The organism is Amycolatopsis japonica, from assembly GCF_000732925.1.
Taxonomy (GTDB): domain Bacteria; phylum Actinomycetota; class Actinomycetes; order Mycobacteriales; family Pseudonocardiaceae; genus Amycolatopsis; species Amycolatopsis japonica.
The window spans coordinates 8781101-8801497 of record NZ_CP008953.1 but is presented as its reverse complement, the minus strand read 5'-3'; the positions used below and the strand labels follow the sequence as shown (position 1 = coordinate 8801497).

Sequence of the window (20397 nt, the reverse complement as noted above, 5' to 3'; positions counted from 1 at the left end):
CTTTTCTACCCCGCCTTCACCGACGCGTCGAGCAGCTCGACGGCGGTTCGACATTTGTGCACAGAAGTTTTTCTAGCGGCTCGCGACCTTCTTGTACTGGGCCGTCGCCAGCGGCGCGAAGATCGCGATGATGGCGATGCAGCACAGGATCGCGTACAGCGACGCGTGCTCGGCCGGCCAGCCCGTCGGGGGCGCGCCGAAGCGGTTCCCGAACAGGTCGCGGGCCGAGTTGATCACCGCGGTGAACGGGTTCCAGTCGGCGATGGCCTTGAGCACGCCCGGCAGCTTGTCCGCCGGGACGAACGCCGTCGAGATGAAGCTCAACGGGAACATCCACATCAGCCCGGCACTCTGCGCCACCTCGACACTGCGCGCGACCAGCCCGATCCAGGCGCCGACCCAGGACAGCGCCCAGGCGAACATCAGCATCACCAGGTAGCCGAGCACGGCGTCGAGGAAGCTGCCGCGGATCCGCCAGCCGACCAGCAGCCCGCACAGCGACATCACGACCAGCGCGACCACGCTGATCACCAGGTCGGACGTCGTGCGGCCGAAGATCACCGCGAGCCGCGAGATCGGCAGCGAACGGAACCTGTCGATGATGCCCTTCTGCAGGTCGTTCGCGAACCCGATCACGGTGAACGCCGAGTTGAACGCGACCGTCTGCGCGAAGATGCCGGCGATCAGGAACTCCCGGTACGCGAGCCCGCCCGCCTCACCGCCGATCGCGTCCCCGAAGACGTACGCGAACAGCAGCACGAACATGATCGGCTGCAGCGTCGCCGCCATCAGCCAGTCCGGGTTGCGCTGGACGTTCTTCAGGTTCCGCCAGGTGATCACGCCACCGTCGGAAAAGGCCTTCGCGACCGCGCTCACTTCTTTTCCCCCTCGTCCGTGGCGTGCCCTGTCAGCGAAAGGAAGACGTCGTCGAGCGTCGGCCGGTGCAGCGCGACGTCTTGGACGGCGACGCCGTGTCCGTCGAGCCGCCGCAGTGCTTCGATCAGCGCCTTCGGCCCGCCCTCGACCAGGACGTCGACCTTGCGGGTGTGCTCGTCGACCGTCGGGGTGCCCGAGCCGACCTCGGTGAGCACCTGCGTGGTCATGGCGAGATCGCTCGTGTTCGCCACGACGAGCTCCAGCCGTTCGCCGCCGATCTCCTGCTTCAGCTCGTCGGCGGTGCCGCGCGCGATGACCTTCCCCTTGTCGATCACGACGATCGAGTCGGCGAGCTGATCGGCCTCCTCCAGGTACTGCGTGGTCAGCAGCACGGTGGTGCCGTCGGCGACGAGCTCCTTGATGACCTCCCAGGTGTCGATCCGGCCGCGCGGATCGAGCCCGGTGGTCGGTTCGTCGAGGATCACCACGGTCGGCTCGGCGACCAGCGCACCCGCCAGGTCGAGCCGCCGCCGCATACCGCCGGAGTACGTCTTGGCGGGTCGATCCGCCGCGTCCTCCAGCCGGAACCGGGCGAGCAGCTCACGCGCCCTGGACTTCGCCGCCGCCTTCTTGCTCCCGTACAGCCTGCCGACCATGTACAGGTTCTCGAAGCCGGTGAGGTTCTCGTCCACGGCGGCGTACTGCCCGGACAGCCCGATCGACCGCCGGACGGCGTCGGGCTGGGCCAGCACGTCGTGCCCGGCCACCTCCGCCTCGCCCGAATCCGGGCGGAGCAGGGTGGTCAGGATGCGGACCGTCGTCGTCTTGCCGGCGCCGTTCGGCCCCAGCAGGCCCAGCACCTTTCCCGTCGGGATCGACAGATCGACCCCGTCGAGCGCCCGGGTGGACCCGTAGGTTTTGACCAGCGCTTTCGCCTGAACTGCGAACATGCGCACACGCTAGACCCGGGCACCGACAAAGACACCCGGGTTTTTCCCCGATCCGCTGCGGGCGAACGCTACTTTTCGAGGATCGCGGTGACGCCCTGGCCGCCCGCGGCGCAGATCGAGATGAGTCCGCGGCCGGATCCCTTCTCGCTCAACAGTTTCGCGAGGGTGGCGACGATACGGCCGCCGGTCGCGGCGAACGGGTGCCCGGCCGCGAGCGACGAGCCGTTGACGTTCAGCTTCGCCCGATCGATGGAGCCGAGCGGCTCGTCGAGACCCAGCTTCGACTTCGCGAACTGCGGGTCCTCCCACGCCTTGAGGGTGGCGAGCACCTGCGAGGCGAAGGCTTCGTGGATCTCGTAGAAGTCGAAGTCCTGCAGAGTGAGTCCGGCACGCGTGAGCATCTGCGGGACGGCATACGCGGGCGCCATCAGGAGGCCCTCGTCGCCGTGGACGTAGTCGACGGCCGCGGTCTGCGAGAACGTCAGGTACGCCAGCACCGGCAGCTTCCGCGCCTTCGCCCACTGCTCGGTCGCGAGCAGCACGGTCGACGCGCCGTCGGACAGCGGCGTCGAGTTGCCCGCGGTCATCGTGCCGTCAGGACCACCGAAGGCGGGCTTCAGCTTCGCGAGCTTCTCGACGCTGGAGTCCGGCCGCAGGTTCTGGTCACGCGCCAGCTTGAGGTACGGCGTGACCAGATCGTCGAAGAAGCCCTTGTCGTACGCGGCGCCGAGCCGCTGGTGGCTGGTGGCGGCGAGCTCGTCCTGCGCCTCGCGCGTGATCTCCCAGACCTTCGCGGTCAGCGCGGCGTGCTCGCCCATGGACAGGCCGGTGCGCGGCTCGGAGTTGCGCGGGATCTCGGGGACGATGTGCCCGGGACGCAGCTTCGCGGCCAGCTTCAGCCGGTCGGGGAGCGTCTTCGCGGCGTTGAGCTGCACGAGGATCTGGCGCAGGTCGTCGTTGACCGCCAGCGGCGCGTCGGACGTGGTGTCGACGCCGCCCGCGATGGCCGAGTCGATCTGGCCGAGGGCGATCTTGTTGGCGACGTTGATGATGGCCTGCAGGCCGGTGCCGCACGCCATCTGCACGTCGGAGGCCGGGGTGGCGGGGTTCAGCCTGCTGCCGAGGACGCTTTCGCGGGCGAGGTTGAAGTCGCGGGCGTGCTTGAGCACCGCGCCGGCGGCGACCTCGCCGATCACCTCGTCCTGCAGGGAGAAGCGGCTGGCCAGGCCGTCGAGGGCGGCCGTGAACATGTCCTGGTTCGACGCTTTCGCGTACGGACCGTTCGAGCGGGCGAAGGGGATCCGGTTGCCGCCGATGATCGCGACCTTGCGCACGGGTGCCGTCCTTTTCGTGGCCATTTTTTCCACTCCTCCGTAGGCTCTCTCACACTGTAACCTACTAGCGAGTAGGTTAGAATGCGACGTGACGCAAACTGCACGGGAGGCACGTAATGGCTGACAGGTACCAGCAGTTCACGAAATCCCCCGTGGGGAAATTCGTGGTGCCGAAGCTCGGCCTGCCGAACCCCGCGACGCTCCGCCGGTACAAGCCCGGCCAGCCCGCTCTCGAGGGTCCCGCACTTCTGGGGGCCGCGCCGGGCGGTCGCCTCGAAAAGGTGATCGAGGCGCAGCTGCACCGCGCGGGGATCGAGGTCGTCTCGGCCGCGACGGACAGGCACGCCGCGCTCGTCTTCGACGCGACAGGCGTGAAGGACCCGAAGCAGCTTCGCGAGGTCTACAACTTCTTCCACCCGGTGATCCGGAGCGTCGGGCCCTCGGGCCGCGTCGTCGTCCTCGGGACGCCCCCGGAGCTGGCCGAAGGCAACGAGCGGATCGCCCAGCGCGCGCTCGAAGGCTTCGTCCGTTCCGTCGGTAAGGAGCTGAAGCGCGGCGCGACCGCTCAGCTCGTGTACGTCGCCGAAGGAGCCGAAGAGGCTACTGAGTCCACGCTCCGCTTCCTGCTCTCGTCGAAGTCCGCCTTCGTCGACGCACAGGTCATCCGCGTCGGAACCGAGACCAAGACCGCGTCCGCGCCCGCCGACTGGGCGAAGCCGCTGGACGGCAAGGTCGCCCTGGTCACCGGCGCTTCCCGCGGTATCGGCGCCGCCATCGCCGAAGTGCTGGGCCGCGACGGCGCCCACGTCGTCGCGCTCGACATCCCCGCGCAGGGCGCGGACCTGTCGAAGGTGGCCAACAAGGTCGGCGGCTCGGCGCTGCAGCTGGACATCACCGCCGCCGACGCGCCGGAGAAGCTCGCCGAGTACCTCGTCACCCGCCACGGCGGCGTCGACATCGTCGTGCACAACGCGGGCATCACCCGCGACAAGACGCTGGGCAACATGACCGAGGGCGGCTGGGATTCGGTCATCGCGGTCAACCTCGCGTCGCAGCTCGCGGTGAACGAGAAGCTGCTGTCCGACAAGGTGCTGCGCGAGAACGGCCGCATCATCGGCGTCTCCTCCATCGCCGGCATCGCGGGCAACGTCGGCCAGACCAACTACGCCACCAGCAAGGCGGGCGTCATCGGCATGGTGAACGTCGGCGCGCCGAAGCTCGCCGAGTACGGCGGCACGATCAACGCCGTCGCGCCCGGCTTCATCGAGACCAAGATGACCGCCGCCGTGCCGCTGTTCATCCGTGAGGCCGGGCGGCGGCTGTCCAGCCTCGGCCAGGGCGGGCTCCCGGTCGACGTCGCCGAGACGATCGCCTGGTACGCGAACCCGGCTTCGGCCGCGGTCAACGGCAACGTGGTCCGCGTCTGCGGCCAGGCACTGCTGGGGGCGTGAACATGGCGGTCAAGGAACTCCACGAGTCGCCGAGCCTGTCTTCGTTGTACCCCAAGGCGTTGCTCGGCTCGCTGCGCAAGAGCGGCGGGAACACGCTGCCGTCGACCGAGTTCGTCCGCGAGGGCGTCGTCGTCGACCCGGCCCACCTCGCCGCGTACAACCAGGTGTGCGGATTCCGGCTGGACGACGTGCTCCCGGCGACGTATCCGCACATCCTGGCGTTCCCGCTGCAGATGGCGCTGATGACCGAGGACGACTTCCCGTTCCCGTTGCTGGGCATGGTGCACGTCGCCAACCGGATCACCCAGCACCGGCAGCTGCGGCTCGACGAGTCGTTCACCCTGCGAGTGCGCGCCGAGGATCTGCGGCCGCACGAGAAGGGCAAGCAGTTCGACGTGATCAGCGAACTGCTCGTCAACGACAGTCCTGTGTGGACGGACGTCAGCACGTACCTGCGCCGCGGTGACGGCAGCGGCGAGAAGACCTCACGCGGTCAGCTCTCGCAGCCTTCGCCCACCGCGATCTGGCAGGTGCCCGGCGACATCGGCCGCCGCTACGCCGAGGTCTCCGGCGACCGCAACCCGATCCACCTGCACTCGATCACCGCGAAGGCGTTCGGGTTCCCGTCCGCGATCGCGCACGGCATGTGGACGAAGGCGCACGCGCTCGCGGCGTTCGAAGGCAGGCTTCCGGAGGCCTTCACCGTCGACGTCAAGTTCAAGCAGCCGGTCCTGCTGCCCGCCAAGGCCGCTTTCACTACTTGGAGTGAAGGAGATGGCTGGGCCTTCGAGCTGTGGAACGCCCGCAAACCGAAGCCGCATCTGGAGGGCTCAGTCGTCGCTCTCTGACGGCTTCCAGATCTCGCCCTCGACCAGGTCGTTGAACCCGAGCCAGACCAGGTTCATCAGCCACGAGGCGAGTACGCCGTCGGAGACGTCGGGGTGGTCGAGCGCCCAGTCGGCCAGCGACTCGGCCGCCCCGACCAGCGCGGCGGACAGCCCGGCGCCGGAGAACTCGGCCTGCTCGCCGAGGCCCTTGCGGGTGCCCGCGGAGACGACCAGCGCGGCGACCAGTTCGATCGCGCGGGTGCGCATGTCGGTGATCTCCGCGGCGAAGGCGCCACCGACGGTCATGGCCTGGCGGTGCAGCACCGTCCAGGACTCGCGATAGTCGGCGACGAAGCGGTAGAACGCGCGCAGACCGTGCCAAAGCTGCATGTCGGGCGGCAGATCGGGTTTGATCCCGTCCTGCACCGCCTCCAGCAGGCGGGTGGCTTCGCGGCGGATGCACGCGCCGAAGAGGTCTTCCTTGGAGCCGAGGTAGGTGTAGATCATCGGCTTGGACACGCCGGCGACCTCGGAGATCTCGTCCATCGACGCGGAGTGATAGCCGTAGCGCGAGAACACCGAGACCGCTGCGTCCAGGATCTGGCGTTCCCGCACCGCTCTCGGCAGCCTTTTGGCGCGTTCGGCGGGACGCGGCACTTCCTCGGACAACTCAAGACCTCCCATTAGCTCGCGTAAGACGCTACCGGGCTGCCACCGGCATGGGTGATTTCGGCACGCTTGCCCGCCTACCTACTCGCGGGTAGCCTTACGCTCGGGTAGCTGGAACTGGAGGGATGATGACCGAGATCGTGGGGCTGACCGGCCGCGCGCTGGTCGACGCGCTGGAACGGATCGAGCCGGATTCGGTCGAAGCGCACTCTCTCGACGTCAACGAGGTCGCGGGCGCCATCGACCCGAAGGACCTCGGCAAGGACGACGTCCGGCGGCTGCTGACCGCGCTGGGACGGCTCGCCGAGTCCGCGCCCGCGTTCGACCTCCGCAAGGTGGACCCGGCCCGGTTCGCGAACCTCGTCGCCCGTGCCTCGCGCACGCAACTCGAGAGCGTCGTCGCCGAACGGCCGCTCCGGGAGCGGGTGCTGCGCGAGATCTTCGACCGCATGGGTGCCCACATCCGGCAGGACCGCGCGAAGACACTGCACGCCGTCGTCCACTGGCGGCTGTCCGGCGGCACCGGTGACGGCGGTTACGACCGCTACGAGACGGTGATTTCGCACGGTGAGTGCACGGTCAGTCGCGACATGAAGGAGAAGCCGAGGGTGACGATCACGATCGCGCCCGTCGACTTCTTCCGGCTCATCACCCATCAGGCGACGCCCGCTGTGCTATTCGTCACCGGAAAGATCAAAGTAAAAGGTGACCTGGCGTTCGCGGCCGGTCTCATCGGTTTCTTCGACCTTCCGAAACCGTCCTGAACCCGGCCGAGCAGATACACTTCCGTGCCGTGCCCCGAAATTCCCAGAACCGGCGCTGGCGGGACAAGGTACGCCTTTCCCGTCCGTTGAGGCTGCACAAGACGCGCACCGGTGGCGAGCACGTCGTCAACGCGTTCGCGGAGAAGCTCGAGCTCGCGAAACTGAGCCCCGAGCAGTTCACGCAGGTGCTGGAAACCCTGCACATGCTGGGCGAAACCGGCGCGGGCATCGAGTTGAGCTCACTCGAGACCGAGGTGCTCGTCGACGTCGTGCAACGGGCGTCACGGGAGCAGCTCAAGGCGATCGCCGATCACCCGGAACTGCGTTCGGCGTTCCTCGACGAGATTTTCCGCAGAATGTCGGACCATTTCGTTCCCGAACGCGCGCGCCATGTGGACTTCGTCGTCGCGTGGCGTTTCACCGATGGTGACGGAGAAGACGGTTTCGATCGTTTTCAAACGGTCATCGAAGACGGCGTCTGCGTTTCGAGCACGGATCTCGCGCGCACTCCGGACACCACGATCACCCTTTCCGTCGACGACTTCATCCGGATGGCGACCGGCAACGCGGCGGTGGCGGCGATGTTCGTGACGGGCAAGGTGAAGGTGAAGGGCGAGTACGCGCCGGCCGTGCGGTTCAGCGGGTACTTCGACATCCCGAAGCCGAGTGGCGCCTAACCACCTGTTTCATCGAGGGTTCGCTTGGACGTACGGCGGTAGCGGACGTTGGGGCTCCGCAGATTTCGCTCGGTCGCTTCGATCAGTCCTTGCCTGAGCAATACGGTCAGCCAGCGCGTCATCGTGCGGTCGTGCAGCCCGGTCACCGCGACCAGGTCGGCACGTGTCGCCTCGTCGTCACCTAGGGCGTCGAGGATCTCTTCACGCCGATCGGCGCGCCGCTTCGGCGGTGCCGGACTATCGGTGCTGTCGGTGGGAGCGGGAGCCGCGTCTTCCGCGAGGGTGTAGTGCGCGTACCGGCGACCTCCGGCCGGGACAAGAAGACCTCGCGCGACAAGATCACCGAGTTCTTCGGTCGCCACCCTCGAATCGAGGTCGTTGGCGTTCCGGTAGGCCTGGTTGTTGAGCGTCTCCCCGTGGAACAGCATCGCGAGGCCGTGGCATTGGCTGTCGGTGAGACCGTGCTCGTCCAACGAAGCGATCCAGCGAACCGCGTCATCGCCCATCAAGGTGTGGTTCGGGAAAGTCGCCGAAAAAGCGGAAATATCATCGGCGAACCGAGGCGGGCTGAGCTTCGCGTCTCGCATGGCGGCGAGCATCGCGGGGATTCCGGATCCACGGTTTTCACAGATCGGACGATCCGACCCGGGCAACGGGGTGTCTTCGAGAATCTTCAGCAGCGTCGCGTTGCGGGCCGAGGATGTCCCTTCGACGCCGAGATTCTCTTCGCGGACCGACCCGTAAAGGCCCCCTGGGTTACGGATGAGCAACCGGTCGGGATACATCTCGACCTGCACCTGTGTCCCGTGGGAAGTACCCGAGTAGTCGCGGTGCACCAGTGCGTTCACCACTGCTTCTCGTAGTGCGGTCTCCGGGTACTCGTACGTTTCGGCCCGTCCGGCGCCGCGAACGGTGGATCGTCGTTTCATATTCCGGCGGAGAGCGATGAGCGCTTCGTCCACCATCACCGGAATCGGCCCCTCCGCGGCGACGTTGTCGATGAACCGCGTTCCGTTTCGAGGATCAGGCCCGGATTTCGTCGGGTAGTGCACGAAAGTCAACATGAGCTGCGGGAAGAACTCCTGAGGGTATTCTCCCAGCGCCAGAAGCCCTGCAAGGGAAAGCTCGGTGCCGACGAGAACCTTCGCGCGGCGCAGTGCCGCGGTGGTGTCCAAGTTCGCGAAAGCCCTGCTCCGGTGGCGGCGGAGTCGGCTCAGAAAAGTGTCGACCAGGGCATGGTCGAGGTTCGCAATGGTGGTACCGGCCACGGGCTGCTCGTCATCCCGCGGTTGGCCGCGGTTCGCCATCATCAGCTGGACTTCGTATGGGCTCAGCCTTCGATCCCCGTCGGCGACTCTGACGAAGCTCCCCTGCGTCATGCCGACGCCCCGATTGAACGAAGGCTTGCTGCCCGGCGGCAGTTCGGGAATCTCGGCGACCACGAGATCCGCCCCTTCGAAACGGTGGGTCCCGATGAGAGGGCGTAGCGGCGGCTCCAGGTTTTCCGAGCACAAGGCCGCCAGGTCGGCTTCCATCTTCGCCGGGTCGCGTACACCGGTCGCCTCGAAACCTTGGGTTTCGTCGAGGCCGAGGATCAGGACGCCGCCGCTGGTATTGGCGAACGCCGAGAGCGTTTCGCGGACGCTCTTCGGAAGCTTTGACTCGGCTCGTTTGGCCTCGACAAAGGCGTGGTCGCCGCCGAGGCCGCGAAGGTTCGCGATGATCTCGGCGAGGTCGTCGTAGAGCATGCCGCCGTCCCAGCTTAGACACTAGCTTAGACACTAGCTTAGACACTGGAGCCTAGCGGCGAAGCTAGTGTCTAAGCTGGCGAGGGTCAGCCCTCGACGATGCGGCCCTCGATCACCGGCGGCTGCTTCTTGGCGGCCTCCGCGGGCGGCGTGTCCGTCACGACCTCGCTGTCCACGACCATCACCGGCCCGCGGGCGCGGTTCGCGAACTTGACCGCCCGGCGCTGCATCCGCTTCTGCCACACCTTGCGCGCGACACTCCGTGTCGGCGGCAGGATGAACAGCAGGCCGATGACGTCGCTGACGAAACCGGGCAGCAGGATCAGCAGACCGCCGAGCCCGATCAGCATCCCGTCGGTGAGTTCCTTCTCCGCGTCGGCGGGACGGCCGAGCCGCGCGGATTCGGCGAACGCCCGGAAGGCGCGGCCGCCTTCACGGCGCGCGAGCCAGGATCCGACGAACGCGCCGGCGAAGAGCAGCGCGATCGTGCCGAGCACGCCAATGGCCGAGCCCACCGCCCACACGGCGGCGATCTCGGCGACGACATAGAGCAGGAACGCGACAGCCATACCTGGACAACGTACGGCTTGCCCGTTTTGCTCCCAACCCCCGGTCAGCCGATCCGGCGAAGGAACTCCTCCGCCTCGCGAGGCCTGGTCAGCACGATCCGCCGTGCGTGCGCGCCTCGCTCCGCCAGCCGTCGCACCGTCCGCTCCCGGTGGTGCTTCGGCCAGCGCCAGACGTAGGAATAGAACTCCGGATCCAGCCTTTCGGGGCAACCTGGCGCCTGCTTGTCTTGGCCGAGGTCGCGCAGGCTACGCACCAGGACCCGCCGGAGGCAGATACGACGCGGGTAGTCGAGGAAGACGATCGTGTCCGCTCTCGGGAGGCGGAGGTGCATCGACGCCCCGTAGTTCCCGTCGATCACCCAGGCGTCGGAGGCGATGACCTCTCGTTGCGCGGCGTGGAACTCGGCGTCCGGCGCCGGTGTCCACCCCGGCCGCCAGTAGAGCCGGTCGAGGTGGATGACCGGCAGGCCGAGCGCGGCGCCGAGTCGTCGCGAGAACGTCGACTTCCCGGCGCCGCTGCAGCCCACGACCATGATCCGCCGCACGGTCAAGCCTCGTCGAGGTACGCGGCCGCCTGCAGGGTGAACAGTTCGGCGTAGCCCGCCTCCGCCGCCATCAGCTCGTCGTGTGTCCCGTATTCGGCGACCTTGCCGTGTTCCAGCAGCAGGATCCGCTCCGCCTGCCGCACGGTGGAGAACCGGTGCGAGATGTACAGCGTCGTGCGTCCCTCCGAAAGCTCCCGCAGCCGCGAGAAGAGGTCGTGCTCGGCCTGGGCGTCCAGCGCGGACGTCGGTTCGTCGAGGATGAGGATCGGCGCTTCCCGCAGGAACGCCCTGGCCAGCGCGATCTTCTGCCATTCGCCGCCGGACAGGCTGACACCCTGGTCGAACCAGCGCCCGAGCGGGCTGTCGTACCCGTTGGGCAGGCGCTCGATCCGCTCGTCGGCGCCGGCGCGTTTCGCCGACGTCTCGATCCGTTCGCGGTCGACGAGGTGCGTCAAGTCGCCGAGCCCGATGTTCTCGGCGGCGGTGCCCTGGTAGGTCACGTAATCCTGGAACATCGCGCTGATCTGGCGCCGCAATTCCACCGGGTCGTATTCGCGGATGTCGACGCCGTCGAGCAGGATCCGCCCGCCCGTCGGGTCGTACAGCCGGCACAGCAGTTTGAACAGCGTCGACTTCCCGGCCCCGTTGCGGCCGACGACGGCGACCGTCTCACCCGGCCGGATCTCGAAGCTCACGCCGTCGAGCGCGGGATCGGGCGCTCCCGGATAGGTGAAGGACACTTCCTCGAACTGGATGTGTCCCTCCACAGTGGACGGAAGTGGGCGCGGCTGGAGCGGCGCGACGATCTCCGGTTTCGTCCCGAGGAAGCGATACAGCGTGTCGAGATAGAGATTGTTCTCGTACATCCCGGAAAACGCGGTGAACAGGCCCTGGACGGACGTCTGCACCGACGCCGCGGCCGCCGTGTACAGCGCGAGGTCGCCGAGGGTGAGCCTGCCGCCGACGGCCTCCAGCGCGATGTACAGCGCGATAGCGGATCCGGCGGCCGTGCTGAGCAGGCCCCACGATGTCGAGCTGATGCTGCGCTTGCGGGTCAACGTCCGCTGACGGTCGTAGAAGACCTGGCCGAGCCGCTGGAACCGGTCGACGAAATACGGACCGAGACCGAAGAGCTTGGTCTCCTTGGCATACGTGTCGGTGGTGACCAAAGAGGACAGATAGTCCATCCGTCGTTTCAGCGGCGACATCATCAACGTCAGCCAGAACGCGCGGGCGCCGTATTTCGATTGCGAGATGAACGCGGGGATCGGTGCCAAGAGGGCGACGAGCGCCAGCAGCGGGCTGATCGAGACGAGCAGCGCGATCATGCTGCCGAAGGTGATCACGGTCCGGACCAGGCCCAAGGCCGAGTTCATCATCGACAGCGGCCGGGTCGGCGCCTCCTGCGCGGCTTGGCGCAGCATGTCGTAGGACGCGGAACCCTCGAAGTACGAAAGATGCAGCTTGCTCGCGTGGTCCATCACCTGGTGGCGGATGGTCAGCGTCATCCGTTCCTGCAGCAGCGACTGGCCATAGGTGGTCAGCGCCTGCGAAACCGCGGTGAGCACGAGGATGCCGAACTGGAAGAGGGCGACACCGACGATCGCGCTCTTCGTCCCGTGTCCCTGGATCGCCGCGACCACCGAGTCGATCAGCAGCTTCGCGATGTACGCGGTCGCCGTCGGGAGGAGACCGGAAAGCAGCGTCACCAGGGTGATCACGATGGTCAGCGCCGGGCTTGCCTGCCAGGTCAGCTTCGCGACCTTCGGCAGGCCGCGGACCGTGCCCGCGACGTTGACCCACATGCGGTCGAGCCGGGACTTGAGGTCTTTCGGGACGGCTTCGGGTTCGGGCTCCGGGATGTCGACCGGGCCGGTCAGCCCGCTGTCGGGCACCGTCGACGGCGGACGACGGCGTCTGCCGCCGCGGGCCATGAACAGCTCCAGGCCGCCTCCCCCGCCGGGCGGGCCGATCACGCGGCCGCCAAGGCGCCGTTGAGGAACACGTCGACGAGCTCCATCGTGGTGGGCTCGTCCCCGGTCTCGCTGAACCGGATCCGGCCGCTGAACAGCAGCGACAGGAACAGCGCCGCGGACTGCGACGGCGGCAGGCGCAGCCGATCCTTCTCCGGTTCGAACAGCTCGGCCATGGCGTCGCGCATGACGCTCATCGACTCCTTGCGCCGGTCTCGGCGATCGTCATGACGATGCTCCAGTCGCCTGCCGGAACCATGCATGACCGCCATGAGCGCGCCCATCCGCTGGAGGTGCGCGCTGAGCGCGTCGGCCGCCTCGATGAGCCTGTCGTCGAGGGGCTGTTCGAGGTCGATGACCGCGATCGCGTCGAGTACCTGGTCGGGCTTCAGCGCTTCGGCGAAGCAGGTGGCGAACAGTTCGTCCTTGTCCTTGAACACGCGGAAGACGGTGCCTTCGCCGATGCCCGCGGCGCGCGCGATCTGGCTCGACGTGACACCGGCGCCGTGCTCCACCAGCAAGGGCAGCACGGACTGGACGATCATCCGGCGCCGCTCGTCGGCACTCATCCCCGGCGCTCTCCGCCGGGCGGTGGTTTCTGTCATGCGTCCAGTGTGCGGAGTGAGCGCTCACTCCGTCAAGCGAATAAGCCTCGAAGCGCGTGAAGGCCTCCTTCCCTCGACTCAGCCGAGGGAAGGAGGCCTTCACGTGCGAAACGTCAGTAGGTGATCGCGACCGCCGGGTCGGCCAGCAGGGCGCCGACGTCGGCCAGGAACTCCGAACCCTGCTGCCCGTCGACCACACGGTGGTCGAAGCTCAGCGAAAGCTGGAGCACCTTGCGCACCTTGATCTCGCCGTCGACTACCCACGGGGTGTCCTTGATCGCGCCGAGGCACAGGATCGCGGACTCGCCGGGGTTGATGATCGGCGTACCGGTGTCGACGCCGAAGACGCCGACGTTGGTGATGGTGATCGTGCCGCCGAGCATGGCCGCCGGGGTGGTCTTGCCCTCGCGGGCGACGTCGGTCAGCTCGGTGAGCGCGATCGCGAGTTCCTTGAGGGACATCGAATCCGCGTCACGGACCTTCGGCACGACGAGCCCGCGCGGGGTGGCCGCGGCGATCCCGAGGTGCACGTAGTCCTTGTAGACGATCTCCTGCGCCGCCTCGTCCCACACCGCGTTGACGTCCGGAGTGCGCTTGGCCGCCAGGCAGACGGCCTTCGCCGCGAAGGTCAGCGGGGTGACCTTGACCCCGGCGAACTCGCGCGACTTCTTCAGCTTCTCTCGGAATTCCATCATCGGCGTGACGTCGATGGTCAGGAACTCCGTGACATGCGGGGCGGTGTAGGCGCTCTGCACCATCGCGGCGGCGGTGGCCTTGCGGACGCCCTTGATCGGGACACGGCGTTCCCGCGTCGCCGGGTCGTAGCCGCTGTCCACAGTGGACACAGCGGTCGGTGTGGCCGAACCGTTGGCGGCCGCGTGCACGTCGTCACGCGTGATGACGCCGCCGTCGGCGGTGCCGGTGAGCGCGTGCAGATCGACGCCGAGATCCTTGGCGAGCTTGCGCACCGGCGGCTTCGCCAGCGGCACGTACCCGCCCTTCGGCTTCGAAGCCACCGCAGGCGCGGCAGGCGCGACGGGAGCAGGAGCCGCGGCCACCGGAGCCGGAGCAGCGGGAGCAGCACCCTTGCGCGCCCGGCGCTGCGTCACGACGGCCTTGGAGCCGTAGCCGACCAGCGGCTTCATCTCCTCTTCCGCCGGCTCTTCAGCCGCGGGAGCGGCGGCGGGTGCCGGTGCCGCCTTGCCGCCGGGGTCGACGTCGATGGTGAGGATCGGCGCGCCGACCTCCACCGTCTGGCCCGGCTCGACGAGCAGTTCGGTGACCACGCCCGCCCACGGGATGGGCAGTTCGACGGCGGCCTTCGCGGTCTCGACCTCGACGACGATCTGGTTCACCGTCACGGTGTCACCCGGCTTGACCTGCCAGGCGATGATGTCGGCCTCGGTCAGCCCCTCCGCCGTGTCGGCCAGGGGGAATTGTTTGTACTCGGGCATTTCAGCTATTTCCCCCTTACCAGGCGAGCGAACGGTCGACGGTGTGCAGAACCCGGTCCAGGTCGGGGAGGTAGTGCTCCTCGAGTTTGGCGGGCGGGTACGGCGTGTCGAATCCGGTCACCCGCAGCACGGGGGCTTCCAGCGAGTAGAAGCATTCCTCCTGCACGCGCGCGGCGATCTCCGAGGTCAGCGACGATTCCGACGGCGCCTCGCTCAGCGCGATGAGCCGTCCGGTCTTGCGTACCGACTCGAAAACCGGCTCCAGGTCGAGCGGGGAGAGCGTCCGCAGGTCGATGACCTCCAGCGACTTGCCCTCGTCCTCGGCGGCGGTCGCCGCGTCGAGCGCGACCTTCACCGACGGGCCGTACGCGACGACGGTGACCGCCGTGCCTTCGCGGACGACGCGGGACTTGAACAGCGGGTCCGGCGTGGTGTCGGTGTCGACCTCGGACTTCATCGCGCCCGAGTGGTACAGCTTCTTCGGCTCGAAGAACAGGATCGGGTCGTCGGACTTGATCGCCTGCTGGATGCCCCAGTAGGCGTCGACGGCGTTCGAGACCGAAACGACCTTGAGGCCGGGGATGTGCGCGAACAGCGACTCCGGCGACTCCGAGTGGTGCTCGACCGCGCCGATGCCGCCACCGAACGGCACGCGGATCACGATGGGCATCTTGATCTTGCCCTGCGTCCGGTAGTGCAGTTTGGCGACCTGGCTGGAGATCTGGTCGAAGCCCGGGAAGATGAAGCCCTCGAACTGGATCTCGCAGACGGGGCGAAAACCACGGACGGCGAGGCCGACCGCGGTGCCGATGATGCCCGATTCCGCGAGCGGCGTGTCCAGGACGCGCTGCTCGCCGAAGTCCTTCTGCAGTCCGTCGGTGATGCGGAAGACGCCGCCGAGCTTGCCGACGTCTTCACCCATGATCAGGACCTTCGGGTCCTCTTCCATGGCGCGCCGGAGGCCGAGGTTGATCGCCTTGCCGATGGTGAGTTTCTGGAGGTCGGCCATTTCAGTGCTCCCCCGCCCCGATGAAACCGTCCAGGTAGGACAGGTACTCCTCGCGCTGCGCGTCCAGCAGCGGCGTGGACTCCGCGTACACGTGGGAGAAGATCCGGTCCGGTGGTGGTTCGGGCATGTTGAAGCAATAGTCGCGCAGTTCGGCCGCGAAGGCGTCCGAGTCGGCCTGCACCTGGTCGAAGAACGCCTGGTCGGCGCCGCCACCGCGGGCGAGGTACGCCCGGACGCGCTCGATCGGGTCCTTCAGCTTCCACTCCTCCAGCTCGTCGGAGAGCCGGTAGCGGGTGGGGTCGTCGGTGGTGGTGTGCGCGTCCATCCGGTAGGTGAACGCCTCGATCAGCACCGGGCCGTTGCCGTGACGGCACTCCTCCAGCGCCCAGCGGGAGACCGCGAGGCAGGCGAGGACGTCGTTGCCGTCCACGCGGATGCCGGGGAAGCCGTAACCGCGGGCGCGCTGGTACAGCGGCAGCCGCGACTGGCGCTCGGTGGGCTCGGAGATCGCCCACTGGTTGTTCTGGCAGAAGAACACGATCGGCGCGTCGTAGACGGCTGCCCAGACGAAGCCTTCGTGCACGTCGCCCTGCGAAGTCGCTCCGTCACCGAAGTAACAGATGGTCGCTTCGCTGTCTTCGTCGCCGACCTTGCCTTCGAACTTCTGGCCCATCGCGTAACCGGCGGCGTTGAGCACCTGGTTGCCGATCACGATGGTGTACGGGTGGAAGCGGTGGGCCTGGTAGTCCCAGCCACTGTGGTCGGTGCAGCGGAAGATGCCGAGCACCTCTTTGAGGTCGATGCCGCGGGCGTACGCGACGCCGTGCTCGCGGTAGCTCGGGAAGGCCATGTCCCGCTTCTCCAGCGCGCGGCCGGAGCCGATCTGCGCGGCCTCCTGACCGAGCAGCGGGACCCAGATGCCGAGCTGGCCCTGGCGCTGCATGGCGTTGGCCTCGCGGTCCGCCCGGCGGACCAGGACCATGTCGCGGTACAGGCCTTTGAGGGCTTCGGCGTCGATGTCGTCGACATACCGGTCGAATTGCGGCGAGGCGACCCGTTCGCCTTCGGGAGTGAGCAGCTGAGTCAGCTCAGCGCCACCTTCGCTCGTTGCTCGCAAACCCGCGATCACCTGTTCGGGGGTGGGTTGCGCCGCCGCGGCGGCGGGACCGTCTCCAGGTTCCGGGTGCGTCCAGTGTTCGGACGGCATGCGCTGCTCTCCTTGATGTCGGCGCCGCTGGCGACCACTTGTGGCGGCGACAGTGACTGCGCCGGCGGGGACCAGCGCGTCGGATCTGAAGCGCCGGGTCACCATCGGCGTTGACGGTTCGTGCGCACATCCTGGCATGCCGGACGCCGTTTTGGTCAGGGCCGGATGCTGATTTGTTGCTGAGAAAGGGTGCCTGAACAGGGAAAATGCTAGGAAGCCCGAGTGTGGGGCCGCCGAAAGTAGGGGTTGCACTCGCGGGTCGACCAGCGGACGACAGACCCGGACGGGTGTCCTGTCCGGCGCGGGCGATGACGATCCGTGCCCGCCGCTGTGATCCATCCCACTCTCCGGCACCCGTGGCAGGATGGCGGACGTGGAGCAGAAATCCGTACGCGAAACCGTGGTTTCGAACTGGACGAACGACGTCCTTCCCAGCCTGTCCGGCCTGGTGGCGATCCCCGCCTTGTCGCCGGCGTTCGACGCCGAGTGGGCGAAGACCGGCCATCTGGCCGCCGCCGTCGAGCACGTCCGCTCCTGGATCGCCGCGCGGGAGATCCCCGGCGCGACGCTCGAGGTCGTGGAGCTCGAAGGCCGCAGCCCGCTGCTGGTCGTCGACATCCCGGCGACGTCCGAAGCCGCCGACAAGGGCACCGTGCTCATGTACGGGCACCTCGACAAGCAGCCGCCGGTCGGTGGCTGGTCCGAGGGGCTCGACCCGTGGACGCCGGTGATCCGCGACGGGCGGCTGTACGGCCGCGGCGCGGTCGACGACGGCTACTCCGGCTACGCGGCGACGACGGCGATCGAAGCCGTGCGCGCCGCCGGTGGCGAGCACTCCCGCGCGGTCGTGCTGCTGGAGACCGGTGAGGAATCCGGCAGCCCGGATCTGCCCGCCTACGTCGAGCACCTGAAGGAGAAGCTCGGCGCGGTCTCGCTGGTCGTCTGCCTCGACGCCGGCGGCACCGACTACAAGCGCCTGTGGCTGACCACCAGCCTGCGCGGCATGCTGCACGTCAACGTCACCGTGAAGGTGCTCGAGTCCGCGCAGCACTCCGGCATGGCCAGCGGCATCGTGGCCAGTTCGTTCCGCGTCCTGCGTGCGCTGATCGACCGGATCGAGAACGTCGAGACCGGCGAGATCAAGCTCGCCGAGCTCAGCGTCGACATCCCGGAGAACCGCGTCGAAGAGGCTCGTGGCGTCGTCGAGATCGCGCCCGGCGCGGCGAAGACGCTCTTCCCGGTGGTCGGCCGGACGGTCTCCGACGACGATCTGGAGCTGCTGCTCAACAACTCGTGGCGGCCGACGCTTTCGGTGATCGGCGCGAAGGGCTTCCCGCTCCCCGCCGACGCGGGCAACGTGCTGCGCGACAGCACCACGCTCACGCTGAGCTTCCGTCTGCCGCCGACCGCCGACGCGAAGGCCGCGATGGAGGCGGTCCGCCGCGTCCTCACCACCGACGTTCCTTACGACGCTTCGGTCGAGCTCGGGGATTTTCAGGCGGAGAACGGCTGGAACGCTCCGGACACCGCGCCGTGGCTCGACGAGGTGCTGCACCACGTCAGCGGCGAGGTCTTCGGCGAGCCGCACAAGAGCTTCGGCATGGGCGGGTCGATCCCGTTCATGGGGCTGCTCGGCGAGAAGTACCCGGACGCGCAGTTCGTGGTCACCGGCGCCTGCGGGCCGGACTCGAACATCCACGTGCCGGACGAGTGGCTGAACATCGACTTCGCGCAGCGGATCACCGAGGCGGTCGCGCACATCCTGGACGCGCACGCCAAGAGCTGATCTCCCGGCTCACGCTGCAATGAAAGGTCCTTTCCTAGCAAAATTCGCTAGGAAAGGACCTTTCATTGCACGCGCGGGAGGATCATGTTCGAAGGCTTCGAGCTCGAAAACGTCGACACGGGCGAAGTGACCTTCAGGGTCCGCCACGGCGGATCGGGGCCGCCGCTCGTCCTCCTGCACGGACATCCCCGCACCCACACCACCTGGTACGACGTCGCGCCGCGGCTCGCGGACGCGTTCACCGTCGTCTGCCCGGATCTCCCCGGCTACGGCCAGTCCTCGAAACCCGAGACCGCCGAAGACCACTCGGCGCACTCGAAACGTGCCATGGCCAGGCACATCGTCGCCCTCATGCGGCACCTCGGGCATGAACGGTTCGCCGTCGCCGGGCACGATCGCGGCAGCTACGTGGCGCATCGGCTGGCCATGGATCACCCCGAAGCGGTCACCAGGCTGGTCGTCCTCGACGGCGTCCCGATCGGTGAGGCGCTCGCGCGGGCCGACGCGACCTTCGCGCGGAAATGGTGGCACTGGTTCTTCTTCGGTCAGCTCGCGAAACCCGCCGAGCGGGTGATCAACGCCGACCCGGACGCTTGGTACGGCGGTGATCCCGAAGCGATGGGCGCGGAGAACCACGCCGACTTCCTGCGTGCGATCCACGATCCCGAGACGGTTCACGCGATGTTGGAGGACTACCGCGCCGGCCTCGGGCCCGACCGCGAAGCCGACGACGCCGACAAGGCGGCCGGGCGGAAGCTCGGCTGTCCCGTCCTCATGCTGTGGTCCAGCCGGGATGACATGGCCGAGCTGTACGGCGACCCGATCGCGGTGTGGCGCGAATGGGCCGACGACGTCCGCGGCTTAGCGATCGAATCCGGGCACCACATGGCCGAGGACAACCCGGCCGACCTCGCGGCGGCGTTACGGGAGTTCCTGGGCTAGGCGAACTTGTTCAGCGTCGCGGCGAGTTCCGTCAGCTGCGGCGTGAAACGCTGGTACGAGAACGGCGTCTCGTTGTTCCAAGGGATCAGCTTCCCGGCCTTCACCGCGGGCAGCTGTGCCCAGGTCGGCACGCCGCCGAGCCCGTCCGGGCCGAGCGAAAGCGAACCGCCGCGGTTGTCGTACATGATCACGTCGGCCGGGTACTTGCCGATGTTCTCCCAGCTGATCTGCTGGTAGTAGCCGCCCTGGCTCTCGTCCGGCGCCTCCGGCGTGACGAAGTCGAGTCCCTTGCTCTGGTAGTGCTTCGAGGTCGCGAATTTCGGCGCGTTCGAGACGTAGACGGCGTCCTTCTGCGCGGACACGAGGAGGATCTTCAGCCCAGCGGCCTTCTTCGCCGCTTCGGCGAGCGCGGCGTCAGCCTTCTCGTACTCCTCCTTCGCGGCCTTGATCGCCGGAGTCTCGGTGTCGGCGCCGAGCGCCTTCGCGAGCGCGATGAACTTCGCGATCCCTTCGGGCATCGAGATGTCCTGCAGCCGGACGCCGACGCTGGGCGCGGCCTTGTCGATCTTCTCGGTCTGCGTGTCCGGGACGTACCACATCTGGTCCTTGAGGTACATCACGCTGATCAGCAGCTGCGGGTTCAGCGAGACGAACTTGTCGAAGTTGAACTCGTTCCACACGTTCCCGAGCGAGGTCACCGTGTTGAGGTCGACGCCGCCCGCCTGCGGGTCCGGCTTGCCGTCGGCGAACTTCGACGGACCGAAGATCCCGACCGACTTCACGCCGAGGTCCCACAGCGCCGCCGCCGCGGTCACCTGCGCGACGATCCGCGTCGGCCGCTCGCCTTCGAGTTTCCGGCCGCGGTCGTCGGTGAACGACCAGGTCGCGCCCGCTCCCCGCGTGGGTGTCTCGTCCTGGTAGCCGCAGGCGGTCAGGAGGCCGGTGGCGCCGAGCGCCGCGGTGCCGGCGAGAAAGCCGCGTCGGGAGAGGTGCATGGAGATCTTCTTTCGC

The 20397-nt window shown here is 67.8% G+C and carries 19 protein-coding genes; 6 read left to right on the top strand and 13 right to left on the bottom strand.

The features are described from left to right. Positions 1-72: 72 nt before the first annotated feature. The 3 genes from AJAP_RS41010 to AJAP_RS41000 form a co-directional block, all read right to left on the bottom strand. Positions 73-876, bottom strand: coding sequence for an ABC transporter permease (locus AJAP_RS41010; RefSeq protein ID WP_037334316.1), 804 nt, complete (start codon positions 874-876; stop codon positions 73-75). Then, positions 873-1826 (bottom strand): daunorubicin resistance protein DrrA family ABC transporter ATP-binding protein, encoded by a 954-nt coding sequence (locus AJAP_RS41005; RefSeq protein ID WP_038521766.1) that lies wholly within the window; start codon positions 1824-1826, stop codon positions 873-875. Before AJAP_RS41005 ends, AJAP_RS41010 begins: the two co-directional genes overlap by 4 nt. A 68-nt stretch (positions 1827-1894) precedes the next feature. After that, complete coding sequence (locus AJAP_RS41000; RefSeq protein WP_038521763.1) at positions 1895-3184, bottom strand: acetyl-CoA C-acetyltransferase; 1290 nt, start codon at positions 3182-3184, stop codon at positions 1895-1897. A 92-nt stretch (positions 3185-3276) separates the two neighbouring features. Between AJAP_RS41000 and AJAP_RS40995 the strand changes: the two genes are divergently transcribed. Beyond that, on the top strand, positions 3277-4611 hold the full coding sequence (locus AJAP_RS40995) for a 3-oxoacyl-ACP reductase (RefSeq protein WP_038521760.1): 1335 nt from the start codon (positions 3277-3279) through the stop codon (positions 4609-4611). A gap of 2 nt (positions 4612-4613) precedes the next feature. Beyond that, on the top strand, positions 4614-5459 hold the full coding sequence (locus AJAP_RS40990; RefSeq protein ID WP_038521757.1) for a MaoC family dehydratase: 846 nt from the start codon (positions 4614-4616) through the stop codon (positions 5457-5459). On the opposite strand, the gene AJAP_RS40985 is transcribed toward AJAP_RS40990, so the two are convergent. After that, positions 5442-6107, bottom strand: a complete 666-nt coding sequence (locus AJAP_RS40985; RefSeq protein ID WP_007032385.1) for a TetR/AcrR family transcriptional regulator — start codon at positions 6105-6107, stop codon at positions 5442-5444. The genes AJAP_RS40990 and AJAP_RS40985 overlap by 18 nt on opposite strands. A 128-nt stretch (positions 6108-6235) precedes the next feature. Between AJAP_RS40985 and AJAP_RS40980 the strand changes: the two genes are divergently transcribed. Together AJAP_RS40980 and AJAP_RS40975 are read left to right on the top strand one after the other, a co-directional pair. After that, a complete protein-coding gene (locus AJAP_RS40980) occupies positions 6236-6871 on the top strand; it encodes an SCP2 sterol-binding domain-containing protein (RefSeq protein ID WP_038524859.1) in 636 nt (211 codons plus the stop codon). 86 nt (positions 6872-6957) lie between these two features. After that, entirely contained in the window at positions 6958-7548 is a 591-nt protein-coding gene (locus AJAP_RS40975) for an SCP2 sterol-binding domain-containing protein (protein WP_051972751.1), read from the top strand. Here the strand turns inward: AJAP_RS40975 and AJAP_RS40970 are convergent. The 8 genes from AJAP_RS40970 to pdhA form a co-directional block, all read right to left on the bottom strand. After that, on the bottom strand, positions 7545-9296 hold the full coding sequence (locus tag AJAP_RS40970; protein ID WP_038521754.1) for an ATP-binding protein: 1752 nt from the start codon (positions 9294-9296) through the stop codon (positions 7545-7547). The genes AJAP_RS40975 and AJAP_RS40970 overlap by 4 nt on opposite strands. Positions 9297-9382: 86 nt before the next feature. Beyond that, a complete protein-coding gene (locus tag AJAP_RS40965; protein ID WP_038521751.1) occupies positions 9383-9865 on the bottom strand; it encodes an FxsA family protein in 483 nt (160 codons plus the stop codon). Positions 9866-9909: 44 nt separating this feature from the next. Then, positions 9910-10410, bottom strand: a complete 501-nt coding sequence (locus AJAP_RS40960; RefSeq protein ID WP_038521748.1) for a P-loop NTPase family protein — start codon at positions 10408-10410, stop codon at positions 9910-9912. A gap of 2 nt (positions 10411-10412) precedes the next feature. After that, complete coding sequence (locus tag AJAP_RS40955) at positions 10413-12356, bottom strand: ABC transporter ATP-binding protein (RefSeq protein ID WP_148311765.1); 1944 nt, start codon at positions 12354-12356, stop codon at positions 10413-10415. A 26-nt stretch (positions 12357-12382) separates the two neighbouring features. Continuing rightward, positions 12383-12952 (bottom strand): TetR/AcrR family transcriptional regulator, encoded by a 570-nt coding sequence (locus AJAP_RS40950; protein ID WP_037334344.1) that lies wholly within the window; start codon positions 12950-12952, stop codon positions 12383-12385. 149 nt (positions 12953-13101) lie between these two features. Beyond that, entirely contained in the window at positions 13102-14442 is a 1341-nt protein-coding gene (locus AJAP_RS40945; RefSeq protein WP_038521743.1) for a dihydrolipoamide acetyltransferase family protein, read from the bottom strand. Positions 14443-14458: 16 nt separating this feature from the next. Continuing rightward, complete coding sequence (locus AJAP_RS40940; protein ID WP_038521741.1) at positions 14459-15451, bottom strand: alpha-ketoacid dehydrogenase subunit beta; 993 nt, start codon at positions 15449-15451, stop codon at positions 14459-14461. 1 nt (position 15452) lies between these two features. Next, complete coding sequence (gene pdhA, locus AJAP_RS40935; RefSeq protein ID WP_038521738.1) at positions 15453-16658, bottom strand: pyruvate dehydrogenase (acetyl-transferring) E1 component subunit alpha; 1206 nt, start codon at positions 16656-16658, stop codon at positions 15453-15455. A 373-nt stretch (positions 16659-17031) separates the two neighbouring features. Between pdhA and AJAP_RS40930 the strand changes: the two genes are divergently transcribed. Then, positions 17032-18444: a M20/M25/M40 family metallo-hydrolase gene (locus AJAP_RS40930; protein ID WP_083649873.1), complete on the top strand. Its 1413-nt coding sequence runs from the start codon at positions 17032-17034 to the stop codon at positions 18442-18444. Between the two features lie 84 nt (positions 18445-18528). Continuing rightward, a complete protein-coding gene (locus tag AJAP_RS40925; protein WP_038521732.1) occupies positions 18529-19386 on the top strand; it encodes an alpha/beta fold hydrolase in 858 nt (285 codons plus the stop codon). Here the strand turns inward: AJAP_RS40925 and AJAP_RS40920 are convergent. Continuing rightward, positions 19383-20381 carry an ABC transporter substrate-binding protein gene (locus tag AJAP_RS40920; RefSeq protein ID WP_038521730.1) on the bottom strand — a complete coding sequence of 333 codons (999 nt, stop codon included), beginning with the start codon at positions 20379-20381 and terminating at the stop codon, positions 19383-19385. The two genes, AJAP_RS40925 and AJAP_RS40920, sit on opposite strands and share 4 nt — an antisense overlap. Positions 20382-20397: the final 16 nt, after the last annotated feature.